Source organism: Oligoflexia bacterium (assembly GCA_034439615.1).
Classification (GTDB): domain Bacteria; phylum Bdellovibrionota; class Bdellovibrionia; order JABDDW01; family JABDDW01; genus JAWXAT01.
The window spans coordinates 45,275-60,146 of the sequence record JAWXAT010000005.1 but is presented as its reverse complement, the minus strand read 5'-3'; the positions used below and the strand labels follow the sequence as shown (position 1 = coordinate 60,146).

12 protein-coding genes are annotated in these 14,872 nt (G+C 40.3%); 5 read left to right on the top strand and 7 right to left on the bottom strand.

Annotation, left to right across the window (positions count from 1 at the left end):
• Positions 1-146: 146 nt before the first annotated feature.
• The 3 genes from ileS to SGI74_01440 all read right to left on the bottom strand — a co-directional run bounded on the left by ileS (position 147) and on the right by SGI74_01440 (position 4,265).
• Entirely contained in the window at positions 147-2,945 is a 2,799-nt protein-coding gene (gene ileS, locus SGI74_01450; protein MDZ4676147.1) for an isoleucine--tRNA ligase, read from the bottom strand.
• A 117-nt stretch (positions 2,946-3,062) separates the two neighbouring features.
• A complete protein-coding gene (locus tag SGI74_01445; protein ID MDZ4676146.1) occupies positions 3,063-3,737 on the bottom strand; it encodes a hypothetical protein in 675 nt (224 codons plus the stop codon).
• Between the two features lie 45 nt (positions 3,738-3,782).
• Entirely contained in the window at positions 3,783-4,265 is a 483-nt protein-coding gene (locus SGI74_01440; GenBank protein MDZ4676145.1) for a hypothetical protein, read from the bottom strand.
• 20 nt (positions 4,266-4,285) lie between these two features.
• Between SGI74_01440 and SGI74_01435 the strand changes: the two genes are divergently transcribed.
• Positions 4,286-4,474 carry a hypothetical protein gene (locus SGI74_01435; protein ID MDZ4676144.1) on the top strand — a complete coding sequence of 63 codons (189 nt, stop codon included), beginning with the start codon at positions 4,286-4,288 and terminating at the stop codon, positions 4,472-4,474.
• Between the two features lies 1 nt (position 4,475).
• On the opposite strand, the gene SGI74_01430 is transcribed toward SGI74_01435, so the two are convergent.
• The 3 genes from SGI74_01430 to SGI74_01420 all read right to left on the bottom strand — a co-directional run bounded on the left by SGI74_01430 (position 4,476) and on the right by SGI74_01420 (position 10,293).
• Positions 4,476-5,894, bottom strand: coding sequence for a sigma-54 dependent transcriptional regulator (locus SGI74_01430; GenBank protein MDZ4676143.1), 1,419 nt, complete (start codon positions 5,892-5,894; stop codon positions 4,476-4,478).
• Positions 5,895-5,924: 30 nt separating this feature from the next.
• Positions 5,925-7,775, bottom strand: coding sequence for an ATP-binding protein (locus tag SGI74_01425; protein ID MDZ4676142.1), 1,851 nt, complete (start codon positions 7,773-7,775; stop codon positions 5,925-5,927).
• Between the two features lie 175 nt (positions 7,776-7,950).
• Positions 7,951-10,293, bottom strand: a complete 2,343-nt coding sequence (locus SGI74_01420) for a PBP1A family penicillin-binding protein (protein MDZ4676141.1) — start codon at positions 10,291-10,293, stop codon at positions 7,951-7,953.
• Between the two features lie 42 nt (positions 10,294-10,335).
• Between SGI74_01420 and SGI74_01415 the strand changes: the two genes are divergently transcribed.
• The 4 genes from SGI74_01415 to SGI74_01400 all read left to right on the top strand — a co-directional run bounded on the left by SGI74_01415 (position 10,336) and on the right by SGI74_01400 (position 13,245).
• Entirely contained in the window at positions 10,336-10,614 is a 279-nt protein-coding gene (locus SGI74_01415) for a DUF507 family protein (GenBank protein MDZ4676140.1), read from the top strand.
• Positions 10,611-10,883: a DUF507 family protein gene (locus tag SGI74_01410; GenBank protein ID MDZ4676139.1), complete on the top strand. Its 273-nt coding sequence runs from the start codon at positions 10,611-10,613 to the stop codon at positions 10,881-10,883. Before SGI74_01415 ends, SGI74_01410 begins: the two co-directional genes overlap by 4 nt.
• Positions 10,884-10,993: 110 nt before the next feature.
• Positions 10,994-12,520: a hypothetical protein gene (locus SGI74_01405; protein ID MDZ4676138.1), complete on the top strand. Its 1,527-nt coding sequence runs from the start codon at positions 10,994-10,996 to the stop codon at positions 12,518-12,520.
• A 176-nt stretch (positions 12,521-12,696) separates the two neighbouring features.
• Complete coding sequence (locus tag SGI74_01400) at positions 12,697-13,245, top strand: hypothetical protein (GenBank protein MDZ4676137.1); 549 nt, start codon at positions 12,697-12,699, stop codon at positions 13,243-13,245.
• On the opposite strand, the gene SGI74_01395 is transcribed toward SGI74_01400, so the two are convergent.
• Positions 13,246-14,655 carry a hypothetical protein gene (locus SGI74_01395; protein ID MDZ4676136.1) on the bottom strand — a complete coding sequence of 470 codons (1,410 nt, stop codon included), beginning with the start codon at positions 14,653-14,655 and terminating at the stop codon, positions 13,246-13,248.
• Between the last annotated feature and the right edge of the window lie 217 nt (positions 14,656-14,872).

Genomic DNA, 14,872 nt, shown 5'->3' with positions numbered 1-14,872 from the left:
GTTTCTGACATAAGTGATATCAAAAAAATCAGTGATTATAGTTTTAGATTCGCCTAAGTGAAATCGCGTGTGAATATAGAGCTTTGTCAATTGATCAAGGGCAATGATTGTTCCGCTGATTGTTGAAAGTAAAAGATATTTTATTTTCATGAGAGTGCCTTTACGCATTTGGGGCAAATGTTTGGAAATTTAGAATCTTTATTTGTCTGTGCACTGAAGTTCCAACAGCGTTCGCATTTTTCTCCGTCAGCTTTTTCTACTTTAACCGAAAATTCTGGACCTTCTTTAATTTTAACTTGAGAAACAATAAAAATGCTGGGGAGTTCTACCGCATTGTCATAGAAAATATCACTATGTTGTACAGGAACAGTTAATTCTACTTTAGCTTCAAGCCCTGATCCGATCATTTTGCCCTGTCTTGCTTCTTCAAGTTGTTTTGTAACAACACTTCTGGCTTCAAAAAGTTTAGACCATTTTTGTTCCAGGCTTTGATTAAACCATTTTGGATCAGCTTTTGGAAAGTCAGTTAGAAAAATACTTTCTTTTTCATGCCCTGGAAGTCTTAAATACACTTCCTCACTTAAAAAACTAGTAATAGGAGCCATAATTCCAACGATATTACGCAAGATGAGATAAATCGTAGTCTGTGCGGCTCGACGCTCAATGCCATCTTTTTTAAATGTGTAAAGTCGGTCTTTAAGAATATCTAAGTAAACAGCTGAGAGTTCAACGGTGCAATAATTTTGAAGCGCATGATAAATAGGATGGTACTCAAATTTATCATAAGATTCAGTGCTCGTTTTTATAAGTTTAGCAAGTCTTGAGAGCGCCCATTTATCGACATCTAATAGATCTTCGTAATCTACTGAATCTTTTTTAGGATCAAAATCAGAAATATTTCCTAAAATATATCGACAAGTATTTCGAACGCGACGGTAACTTTCTGAGACTCGGTCAAAACTTTCTTGTCCGGCTTGCAGATCGTTACTGTAATCAACATAAGCTGTCCAAAGCCTTAAGATTTCAGCGCCGTTTTTTTCCATAAATTTATGAGGATCTAAAACATTGCCGATACTCTTTGACATTTTACGACCTTGAGCATCGTTGACAAAACCATGTGTGAGTACATTCTTAAACGGTGCGCGGCCATGCATTGCAATGCTGGTCATGAGACTTGATTGAAACCAACCGCGATGTTGATCGCTACCCTCAAGATAGAGATCAGCTGGATTACTCATGCCCTCTCTGGTTTCTTGAACAGCTGAGTGACAAACTCCGCTATCAAACCAAACATCAAGAATATCAGAACCCTTTTTAAAAACTCCGTGACCGCATTTACATTTATGATTCGCACCTAAAAACTCACTAGCTTCTGATGTGTACCAAGATTCCAAACCTTGTTTTTCAACTTTAAGTGCCACTTTGTTCATGAGTTCAGCGGAGGCCTCTGATTCTTGGCATTTTTCACAATAAAATACGGGAATCGGTACTCCCCAAAGTCTTTGGCGGCTGATACACCAATCAGGGCGATTTTCAACCATGGCTGTGATTCGATTTTCACCCCAACTTGGAAACCATTTTACTTTTTTAATTTCTTCTAATGCTTTTTTACGTATCGAACCTTTGCTTTTGTTTTTCTCCGTCTCATCCATAGCGATAAACCATTGAGCTGTAGCTCGAAAAATAACTGGATTATGACAGCGCCAACAGTGAGGAAAACTGTGATCTAAAGTTTCTTCAACAATGAGATGCCCTGATTCGCGAAGTCTTTGAACAACTTTTGGATTCACATCAAAAACTTTTTGGCCCACATACTCAGGAACTTTATCTGTGTATTTGCCCCAATCGTTGACGGGGTTATAGGGTTGAAGGCCATATTTAAAACCAACTTGATAGTCATCTTGTCCGTGACCAGGAGCCGTATGAACACAACCCGTACCAGCATCGAGTGTTACGTGATCGCCTAAGAGCACATAACTTTCGCGGTCAATAAACGGATGTCGACAAACTACACCGTCAAACGAATCACCGACTTTTTTTGTCCCACCGAGTGTAGAGCCTTTAAAAGTGTTTGTGAGTTTAAGTGATTTCCCCGAAGCTTTTTCTAATGCAGGAGCAAGTTCTTTTGCTAAAACCCAGTTCTCACCATCGACTTCATAAATACCATAATCAAATTCTGAATTTAAACTGATCGCTAAATTTGCAGGGAGAGTCCAGGGAGTGGTTGTCCATATAACAAAGTATGTTTTATTTTTTGGATTGCCTAGTTTATCTAAATTCTTTGCGGCTTCAAATTTAACGTAAATTGATGGGTCTTTGCGATTTGCGTATTCAACCTCTGCTTCAGCAAGGGCGGTTCCATCAGACCAACACCAATGAACTGGTTTTTCACCACGATAAACATGACCCGCATCGTAGATGCGTGCAAGACTTCTGATCATGGCGGCTTCGTATGGGGTGTCCATGGTAGTGTAGGGGTGATCCCAATCAGCTAAAATGCCAAGTCGTTTAAATTGTTCTCTTTGAAGATCAATATATTTGCTGGCGTATTCGCGACAAAGTTTTCTGATTTCTGCATCAGATTTTTCACGACGTTTGTTTCCTAATTCCTTTGCAACAGCGTGTTCGATAGGGAGTCCGTGACAATCCCAACCAGGAATAAACACTGAACGAAAGCCCGCCATGGATTTATATTTGATAACGATGTCTTTAAGAATTTTATTTAGACAATGGCCGACGTGAATATTGCCGTTAGCATAGGGAGGGCCATCGGGCATGACAAAGAGAGGTTTGGATTTATTCATCTCTTGAATTTGTTCGTAAGTCTTTTGTGAAAGCCAAGTTTTAACTTGTTCTGGTTCTCTTACCGGTAAATTGGCCTTCATGGGGAAGTCAGTTTCAGGAAGATTAAGTGTGTTGCGATAATCAGTTTGTGTGTCTGTCATACAATACCTTTTAAGACCCATGGTTTTGGTCAAAGTGGCTTTTTCACGATAAGAAAAATAGTGCTAAGTTGGGGTTCAGATTAGTGTAAATCGGTTGGCATGTCAAAGGGGCCTTTGCTAGGGGTGTGGCGTTACATTTACAACAATTTGACTTAGATCAAATCCGAGTTCTTGAAGTCTTAATAAAACTTGTTTAAGAAAAACCGTGTCGGGTTTGTAATGCCCACTATTGTTGTTTACGTAAACGGGAATGCCCCCATGAAATTTAATCTGCCCAGCACCTGCAACGGGTGCTCCCGCAAGATATGAGGAGTGGCGAATCACGGTTGAACCCGTATGTTGAAAAGCGGCGTAAAAATCACCTTTTTCAGTCATTACATAATCTAAATATTTTTCTGGAAATGCACCTTCGGGTAACATTCCTCTCGAAGTATAAAACCGACCATTCACGGGGTAAATTCGATTCACAGATTGGTGCCAAGGATCATGAATATAGTCAGCATCATGAGGGCCAAAGCCGGGTTCTAAACTTTTAACTTTAAAATTATATTTTGTTTCATGGTAATTTTGACCAATAAGAGTTGGATCAACATGTGTGATTGAAGGGTCGGGAATATATTCTGGTAATGTGGACTTAACAGGAAACAAACTATCTTCAATAAAGTTCAAAGTTTTGTGAAGTAATTTAAAGCATGAGGTTGAAATACCGCCTGCCTGGGCTTGTGGTATTGGGGCCAAAAGGGCTGCCAAAACCAATACTAATGCAGCTAAAAATAAAGTTCGTTTGTGCATAAGAATAAACAATGCAACCCGCATGCCTAGAAAGCCCTATTTTGGTTATGACGACAGATCTTTGAGTTTTTTGTGCGCAAGTACAAGGCTCATGCGAATGACTTCCATATCAGAGCTTAAATTTAAGCTCTCTCTGACTTCATTCACAATCTGGCGGCTCTTGGGGTCAAGTCTGAGGCTTGAGAGTATATTGGGCGTTGATTGTGGTGGTAGTGGAGGTTCAGCTGATTCATTGCTGGTCTGTGTATTCGCCGGAGCTTGAGCTTGTGGCGGTTGTGGCGAGGGCGCAAAATCAAATTGTTCTAATTCATGTTTTAAACCTTTGAGTGCTTTTTGAAAATCTTGACTGCTCTTTGGGGCTTCTGTTTCAGTATGAAATTTGGGCGCTTGATTCAATTCATCTGTGGTGGGTACAGATCCGCCAAATCTCTTGGCGCGCAGATAAAGCGATACGACTTGTTCCATGGATTTCATTTCTTCTCGAATAGTCGGCGGAAGACTCTGAAGCCATTTGTATGCCTCACTCATATCGCGAGTTGTAAAAGCCTGTGGAATCAAAAACAGAACTCCCCTGTTTATTTGAAATGGAAGGTATTTTTAACCTGAACATTGCAATGGGGGCAAGTCTGAAACAGTTTGAACTTAAAGAAATTGTACGAATAATGTCTTTGCTCATGCATGCAACAGATCATTATGTAGTTTTATCTTTCAGTATTACGAAAAAGCTTGACGCTTGATTTAGATTTTTTCTGAATACTCCTTAGCAATAATTCCGTATTTTTCAATTTTACGTAAGAGTGTCTTTTTTGGAATATTTGCGTGCAGAGCTGTTTGATTAATTCGTCCTTTAAATGCTTTCAAAGCTTTGATGATAAATTCTTTTTCAAACATTTCTTTTTGTCGATTAAAATCAAAAATCTCTTGGGTAATACCCTCTGAAGACTTAATCAGAGCTTGGGTATCATAAGAATCGCTGCCCTCTGTTATTTCACCTGTGATTTTCTCAGGCAAACTTGTGAGTGTAATCCAATTACTACCTTCAATAATAAAAGCATGTTCGATGACATTCTCTAATTCACGAATATTACCAGGCCATTCATATTTTTTAAGCGCTGTGACGGCATCAGGTGTGACACCTGTGATTTCTTTAGCGTGGCTCTTATTAAACTTGCTGATAAACAAAGTAAGCAGGCGATCAATATCGTCTTTGCGATCTTTCAAGGGCGGAAGAACAACCGGAATAACATTTAATCTGTAAAACAAGTCTTCTCTGAATTGACCTGATTTAATCATTTCATCAAGATTTCTGTTTGTAGCTGCAATGATGCGCACATCTGATTCAATTTCACGGTTTGACCCGACAGGGGTGAACTTCTTTTCTTGTAAAACACGTAAGAGCTTCACTTGCATATTGGGTGAGAGATCTCCTACTTCATCTAAAAAGAGAGTTCCACCTTCTGCATATTGAAATTTGCCGATTTTTCGTTGATCAGCCCCTGTGAAAGACCCTTTTTCATGACCAAAGAGTTCACTTTCAAAAAGATTCTCTGGAATAGCAGAACAATTAATCGCAACAAATTTTTCGTCTTTGCGTGAGCCGTTAAAATGGATGGCTCGAGCAACAAGTTCTTTGCCTGTACCTGATTCACCACGTACGAGAACGGGAGTGTTCACTTTTGAGAGTTTATGAATGATATTAAAAACTTTTTGCATTTCACGACTCGTGCCCACAAATTTTCGGCCACCTTCTAGTGTCAAAATAGGAGAACTTGAAGCCACTTTTTCAATGAGATCATGAGCAGCCATTGCTTTGTCGATCATTTCAATGATGTCGGTTTGTTTAACGGGTTTTGCGATGTAGTTGTACGCACCTTCTTTTACGGCACGAACGGCGTCTTCGATATTACTGTAGGCCGTGAGAACAATAACGATGATCCCAGGGTTAAATTCTTTGATCAGTTTGAGAGCGTCCATCCCACCAAGATTTGGCATGTCAACATCGAGAATTACAAGGCTCACTCCACCGGCACGAACCTTGGTGACAGCTTCGAGTCCGTCAGCGGCTTCGTCGATTTCAAACTTGTTTGCTGAAGAAAGTGCTGCTCGCACTGAAGTTCTGAGCCCTTGATCATCATCTACTACAAGTACTTTTAGCATTCGTTTGCTCCCTTAATTAGCATTGGCCGCTTATACCAGCGGCAATTGCACTGTAAATGTGGATCCCTTCATTGGTTGAGATTCCACGTTTATTGTTCCGTTATGAAGTTCGATAAAATACTTTGCTAAGTAAAGTCCCAAACCCGACCCCTTAATAGGAGACGCTTTTGCGGCCTTACTTCTATAAAATTTAAGAAAGATATTGTCCACATCATCTTGGTCAATACCGGGGCCTTCATCAGTTACACGCACTAAGATTTGGCCGTTCTCTTCTTTTGATGAAATCTTAATAATAGAATTCTCAGGGCTATACTTAATGGCGTTTTCTATAAGATTACTAAAAACCTGACGAATAAGATCTACGTCAACTTTGAGGCTAAAAAGTGGTTCTAATTCAGTTTTTAGAGTGATGTTTTTTTGGCGAGCATTGAAGTCATATTTTTTAATGGTCTCTTTTACCACTGAGTTAATGTCACGACTTGTTTTTTGAAGTTTCACTTCTTTGCTTTCAATGCGGCTTAAATCTAAAATGCTGCCAATGAAATTGCCGAGCTCTTCACTTGAGCGCATGATGGTCTTTAGCGCTTGATTCTGTTCTTGAGAAAGATTTTTCTTATCGTTGAGAGCCATTTCGGCCATTCCTTGAATGCGCGCAATGGGAGTTTTTAAATCATGACTCATCATAGAGAGAAAATTAGTTTTGAGTTCTTCAACTTGGGTGAGAAGTCTATTTTTTTGATAATACTCCCAGCTCTTTTTATTTTCTTTGATAAGTCGATAGGGAATAAAGAAATAGTAAGAAACAAAAATCGCCATCAACGGATGAATCATGTCGATCCATAATCCAAAGACAGCAAAGAGTGAGTATGCAAATATGCAAAATACAAAAGCTTGTAAAAACAAGAGCGCAATTCCAGCAATGGGGCTAGCTCCCCAAACAATAAGCACCGTCAAATAAGCCACAAGAATTGACAAAATGATATCAACCGTAGTTGGTGCGCGGGCAACACCATTATTTTCGATTAGTGTATCAATAATATTTGCTTGTGCTTCAAGCCGTGACATCGCAAGCGGGTATCGGGAGTGCGGTGTGAGAATGTAATCGTCAGTATCAAGTTGTGTGTCGCGACCGATGAGTACAATTTTATTATTAAAATAGCCCTTCGGAAATCTTCCATCTTTCACATCGACAAAGCTCAGTGCTTTGTATGTTCCAGTGGGGCGATAGCGGATATAATTAAAAATACTTCCTTCTGATTCAAAACTCCCGCGATAAGCTGCGGGGTGAACAATCTGATTATGAAGGTTAGCTAAAATAGGCTGTAAAACCAATTGGCCTTCAAAAGCTAAGAGTACACGTCTGGTGACTTTATCTCCCGCAAACGTAATATTATCGCGAGTAATTGGTGCGGGCGAGAGCGAGAGATTGTCAAAAGGCTTTGCCAGTCTTTGTTGTGTGTATTTTCCAACGGGTGCAATTTGTTCTGTGGTGAAAAAGAAATTGAGAATTTGTGCGGCTGTAAGTGCGAACTTTGTTTTTTCGGGCATACTCCCAACCCATTGAGTGGGGTCGGCCATGTAAACGATTGCTTGTGGGCTTTCTGTTTTTAATTGTTCAAGTAAACTGATGTTGTCTTTGGTATCTGGTTCACCTTGAAATGTTGAAACGGTTTTTGGATCAATTGCGATTGTTACGACTTGTCCGGTGATAGAAGGTGAGGGGCTAAATCTAACGCGAGCATCGTAAAGTGCTCCTTCTAAATAATGAAAGTGAAAGCGGAGCAAAACTAAAGCGATGCCCACGGCTCCCAAGAGTCTTAAGAGGGGGTAGAAATACTTCCAACGAACTACGAATGCCACTACCGATCGCCTTTGATTCATATGTTTTGTAACAACGCCAACAGAGTATTCTAAGCAAGATCAAAGCCATGGTGCATTTTGTCCTGGGTCAGTAATTTCAATGGTTTAGCGTGGAGTGATTTTTATAATTCAGAGCCGATTTGGACGTGGAGTGTCACAATGTCACCAGCTTGGTCAGATGTGGTAGTGATTAAAATTAATGCAACCAACACTCAGAACTTGGGGCAGTTCCGTTTTTAAAAACATGCCTCACTTGAACAGCACACGTAGGCTTAGCCAACATTCCACTGGCCGGATCAAACGCCACAATACTCGCACCTTCAGGAATGGCAAAATCAACGGGTGGATATCGTGATGCATAAGTTTTCATGTATTGAGTCCAGAGGGGAATTGCCCCAGTGGCACCTGTCAAACCAGTAGGTGTGGGCTGATCAAAACCAACCCACACAACGGCTGCGTGAAGTGGTGTGAATCCGCCAAACCAAACATCTTTTGTATCTGATGTGGTTCCAGTTTTTCCTGCTGCCGGGTGAGTGAATCCTTGTGCGGGAATTCCGCGCCCTGTTCCTCGTAAAAACACCCCTTCCATCAGTGAAACAGTTTGCCTGACTTCAATGGGGTCAAGGGATTGTGAACGTGCAGGTTTAAATTCGTATAAAATATCGCCCGTGGCATTCATAACAACGTAAATAAATGTCAACGGATTCAGTTCACCGCGTCTTGCGAGAGTGCAATATGATTGCAAAACTTCAAGGGGTGTTAACCCCGCACTCCCAAGTGCTATACTTGGAACTGCTTGAAGTGACGTATCAATACCTGCACGTCTTGCCACATCTATAACTTTTGGAATTCCAACTTGAAGTGCAATTTTACTCGTTGAAGCATTAAGACTTCCTTCGAGTGCGCGATAAAGCGGAATATTTCCTTCATATTCATTCTTATAATTTTGAGGGGTCCAACTTTGTTTGTCATATTTTATAGTGAATGGTTCATCTAGTATTTGAGTGAGTGGAGTGTAGGGTGACCCATTTTGGTCGTTACTCGAAAACGCCGCTAAAAAAACAAAGGGTTTAAAAATACTTCCAACTTGACGTTGGCTATTTACAGCGCGATTTAATTGGGTTTCATTATACGCACGCCCCCCCACAACAGCTTCAACAAAACCATTTGTAGGATCAGCTGAAATAAGGACTGCTTGTAATTTTATATTTTTAGATTTTTCAGTTTTTTGAATGCTGGCATATTGTTTTTCGATTTGCGCTAAGCCCTCTGTTACTGATGCCGTTGCTGCTTGTTGTGCGCGTAAATTTAATGTGGTGTAAACTTGCAAACCCTCAAGATCTGAAAGTTTTAGCTTTTGAAGTTGGAATTTCACCGAGTCGATAAAAAATGGCGCTAAATCGCGCAGCAATTGTTTTTTCTCAATGGGTAAAGTTTCATTAAGTGCCAATTCATATTCTTCAGCACTAATTAATTCTAACTCACGCATGCGTTTAAGCACCACATTGCGACGTGCTTGAGACTTTACAGCATGCTTAAACGGATTATACGTATTGGGGCCTCGAATGCTACCGGCAAGCAGAGCACTCTCGCCAATGGAAAGTTCACCAACACGTTTGTTAAAAAAGTTTTTTGCTGCAACTCCAACTCCGTGAATTTCAAACGGACCTGTTTGACCTAGATACACTTCATTAATATAGGTTTCTAAAATATCATCTTTAGTGAATTGCGATTCTAAAAGCAGTGCCATTAGAATTTCTGTAATTTTTCGTTTAAAAGTTCTCTCTGGTGTTAAAAAATAATTTTTAATGAGTTGTTGTGTGATGGTGCTTCCGCCCTCAGCAACATGCCTTTTCATTATATTTCTAAAAGCGGCTCTTAACATACCAGACCAACTCACACCTCGATGGGTGAGAAAGGCACTGTCTTCAATAGCTAAAACCGCATTAAGCAGGTGCGGTGGTACATCACCTAGTGAAACAATTTGCCTGAGTACAGGTTGACCGCCATAAAATTGTGCAAAAAGTTCTGGTTCTAATTCTATAACAGCAGCAGTTTGAGGGGGCTCACCTTCGTAAACTTCCACAATCACATCTTCAGCGTTTACAGCTAAAACTTGCAGAGCACGTTCAGTAGCAATTTGTGTATTAGTCGGTGGTGCGCCACCGCTGCGTTGTCGTGGTTTAATAGCCCAACATGTAACCGTGTCATCCGGAATACCAGCTTGAACTTTTTGCTTACAAATTTCTGGAGTCCATTTGGTGAAATCCCCTGGGGTCAGTTTTTTTTCTACTAAAATATTTTGGTACTCAAGGCGCTCGAGTGTACTGGAAAGTGTTTTTGAAATCTGAGATTGGCCCTTAAGAAAACGTTCCGGCGCTGCGTAAAATTCAGTAGGTGCTGCCCAACGTTTACCTGCAAGTCTGTCTTTAATAGTCGTATTTAACCTTGTTCCCCATATTACAAGGCCAAAGGCTCCGAGAGCGAGCAAACTAATAGAAGTGATAATGAGAATAATAGCCCAACGTTTTTTTACCATCTCTCTTGACATTGAAGGGTTGTGGGCATTTAGTCAATTTCGATGAAACTACATCCTACACAAATTGATCGTTTAGTTCATAACGTGATTGATAAACTCAAAGAGCGAGAACTCATTGAATTTAAAAAATCTGAGAAAGAAGTTATTGCTCGGGCAATTGAACTTGTGAACCTAGACTTTAAGCGAGAAGATGATCTGGTACAAGAAGTTCACCGCATGATGGATGAGCTTGAAATCCAGAACCCAGGCGGGTTTGATCGTCGCAAGATGTTTCCAATGTTGAAACAAAAGTTAGCGAAACAAAAAGGAATAGTTTTGTGATTTTAAGTGAAGATCGTCAAACCCATTTAGCCCACGTAATTGTAGACGGAATTTGGAACGATGATCTTGTTGAATATACAGATGAAGATGAAGTTATCCGTGAGGCTAAGCGTGCAGTGATTGAATATGTAAAACGCGAGACTTCGGTTGATGATGCTGTCCGTCAAAAAATTACCTCCATGAAAAAAGGCATTTTTGAAGGTTCAAGGGAATACGATCTCCTCTACAAGAAATACTACGAAGAAGAACAACAACGTCGAGGACGCTGATTTAGCGTGACGCGTTATATTTGTAAGCTGAACCGTTAACATATTGTGATGTATGGTAACGTATTATATTTTGTTTAACGTTTGACATTTTTCTTCTGGAGACATACCAAATGAATCAAGGAATTATGAATTCTTTTAGGGGGGTTAGCTGCGTGATTATGCGCGTCGTTCTCATACTACTCGTAAATATTGGCTATTTGAATTTCTCACATGCTGGTGACATTGGCTGGTCTGGTTATTATCGCGCTGAGGGAATCTTCATTAAAAACCTCACACTCGATAAAAACGCCGGTATTGAAAACAGCTACATTTTGAATCACTTAGTCTTAAAACCAAAAATTATTGCAACCGATGGTCTTAACATCAAAGCTCGGTTTGATATTTTTAATAATTCAATTTCAAATAACCAAGCCGGTGCACCTTTAGGTGATTACTCAGGAACACAAACAAGTTCTACAAGTACTCAAGGGACACCCTCAGCAATTCAATCAACTGCTCAAGAAAGTCAAACCATTGCAGTGAACGAACTCTACATGGATTGGATCCACGAGTTCGGTGCACTTGTTATTGGGCGAGTGCCTTTTGAATTTGGTCTTGGTATGGCTTACAATGCTGGCAATGGCCCGTTTGATCACTGGCTCTCAACAAAAGATCTTGTGGCTTATAAAATTGTCATGGGTAACATCACTATTACTCCAGCATACGGTAAAGTGCGTGAATCAGCTCTCACTTCAGAAGATGACATCAACGATTATATTGTGACCGCTGAGTACAGTAATCCTGAGACAGATTTTGCTATGGGATTTTTGTTTGATTCACGAGTGGCACCACGTGATGCTGGTACACCAAGCCGTGGTAATGATTTTCCCGCTTCAAATTTTGGTAGTGCTGCACAACCTGCGATTCTCTATGATGGTTATCAAGCATACAACATGAATTTCTTTGTGAAGAAAAACACCGACAACTTTAATTTAGGTGCTGAGCTTGGTTTCTTAAATGGCTACAGTGGTGTGAAAATTCAAACACCAAGTGGTCTTGAGAGAGTTGAGATGTCAGGCTTTGGTCTAGCAGGGCAATTTGGTTATCGTACGGGTAGTCTTACTTTGAATTTACTCGCTGGTGTTGCCAGTGGGGATGATCCAGACACAGCACGCTTTGAAGGTTATTTCTTCAGCCCAAACTATGATATCGCCATGATGATGTTTAATCATGCACTCGGGCAATACGATCTTTTGAAAACAAATATGGCGGGTAGCCGAGTTGCACAAGTTGCTGGAGTTTCAAATCCAGCTTCACGAGTTTCTGAATTAGGTGGTCTAGATACTGAAGTGATCAGTAACGCCATTTACTTCGCGCCAAATATCAAGCTAGCGTTGGGCGAAAAGTATGATCTACTTGGAACAGTTGCATATGCAACATTACAAAAGCCTGCTACGTCAGCAGCCAATGGAAATGTGGGTAACTCTATAGGTTTTGAAGCAGATTTAGGAATCAATTATCATCCCACAGATAAATTTATGTGGTCCACCACTATGGGATTTTTATTTCCCGGCAGTGCATGGACAGGAACACCCGGACAAAACTTTAGAAATGATTTTGCATACGGTTTAACTTCGAAAGCCGCCATCAACTTCTGATCGCATTTTAATTGCATCTCGACGGCATCTACGATTTTGCAGCTCTGATAAACAACTACGAAAAGCAGCTGGCATCAGTGAGCGGCGGCGAGCAGGGCCCCTGGGGAAACCCAGGGGTTTTATTTTTAAGGCTTTTTTGTTGGTCTAATTCAGTTGAGTGTTGTTAGCCTGATGAAATGAAACCTCGGTTTTTCAGAAAAATTTCAATAACCCTCATGTCTGTAGTACTTGGCATCTCTATAAATGCAAGTGCACAAATAGATCAGTATGTGAGTCCAATTAAAGATGAACCGTATTCACCTCAAATATTTGATATAGGAGTTTCACTTGGTACGGCGTTTAGTACTTCAAGTTATATTTTAGTCGAAGGTTTTTCTGGTTTAAGAATCGGATCATACAATGAACACGACATGATCTATATTGATGCATCAATCAGGATTGCAGCCCAAAATGGAGAAACCCATTATATCGGAACAATCGGCCCTCGTTTTCAAACTTATTACGAGAACTCAAGTTGGGGGCCCTACATTCGATCATTTATAGGTGATGATCATTATTTATTTGTGGGTCAAGTTAAAGACTACGGTGTCGTGGGTTTAGCTTTGGGCACGTATTATTCACTTCACCCTGCAACGGATGCGCGATTTGAAATCGCACAAGGCCTCGGGCCAATTCCGCTGACTTTTATAACAATCGGGTTTTCATTTCGCTTAGAGAATTTATAATTAATTACGACCCAAGCTTGTAGTTGGTAAATAATTTTGACCAACAGGAGCTACGGCATATTGAGCTGCAGGATTTGAGTTGAGATAATTACCTAATCTACTTCCTGGGGCTGTACTGCCGGTATCAAAAATAGATCTACCAGAGCTGTTATTTGTGGTTGTAGACGAGAGATCAAAAGCTTCTAGTGAAATTCTATTAGCATTACCTGATGAACGTGGTGAGTAGTTAAATCCAAAATCAGCGTTTGAGTTTGTGCCATTTCCATTTTGGTTTTGTGTGCGTGGACGATTCACTCCAAGCTCAGTTAGAATATCGCCAAACATTCCTGTATTTTGATTAGCAACAGTTCCACCTTCGTTAACTTGACTGCGACTTCTTGTTTCAATGGCGGCACGTAATTTCATTAATTCTTGTTGATATTGTCGTGGGTCACTACTGCTATCTTGAGCAGAAGAGATTCTATTCATTGCAGAGATAAGATTTTCATTCGAATTTTTTATTGCCCAATCATATTGGGGGTCAAGTTTGGATGAAATTTTATTATAGTTTCTTAATGCAACAAGTGCATCGCCTCTAGTTTCAAAAAGATTCTTCATTAGATTTCGATCATTAAGTTGATTAACTAGATTTTGTGCTGTTGAGTAGTCTTTATTTTCTAAAGCACCTTTAATTTGCATTTTTAAATTTTCAACGCGAGCAACGTTATTGCTATAAACAAGATGTTTGCCAAAGAGCAAGATTTCACGTGCACGTGCGCGTACGTTTGAATTCTTTACCGTGCGGCTATCAAGTCCTTCAATAAGTTTTTCGAATTTTTTAACTTCACGTTTTCTTGAATTTGCACTGCTGCGATCACTTCTTCGACTATTTCTTCGACTTCTGCGCAATGAACTTGAATCAGAGTCTTCGTCATTATCGCGTTCAAATGAATCTTCGTCATCTTCGCCCATGAGAAAATCATTATAGGCAACTTCGAGATCGTCCATGGCTTCCATGATGTCTTCGCGATGTTTACGATCTTTAACCAGTTGTTTAATTTTTTCGGTGAGACATTTTCCGCGGTTGATTCCATAGAGAAGATTACCTTCTTTATCTTTTTCGCATGCATAGATGTCTGCTTCGAGTGCTTCTTGATTGGCTTTATCAGTAGTCGGTACGGCAGGCGGCACTGCAATTGCGATGACGGCTGCAATGTCTTTTGTATTTTTAGTTTCAGGAGTAGTTGGGTTCTGCTTATCCGTTGTAAGACAGTCACCACTACATTCAGCTGTTGTTTGCGCCGTTTGCTTTGTCGCAATTTCTTGTAGCTCTACGTTATAGGGTATGTCTGTAACTGCACTTTGTGCGGTGCTCATAAATGAAACAACTAAAACCAGCGTTAGAATTAATGTGACAAGTAGGCGATTCATCGCTTCTCTCCTTTTAAATAAACTTGCAGCGCTTAGGCCGTCATGACTGTTCTTATTCCAAAGGCCACGCCAACGAGTTGTTTTTGCCTAGGCGTCGAGAATCATTGAGAATTTAAAAGGGTATGCGCCATGGGTGAATTACTAAAAATCACAGGTCTTCAAACAGAGCTTTAAAGTGGATTAGAATTCCTTAATGATTTATGTGGGTTAGACATGT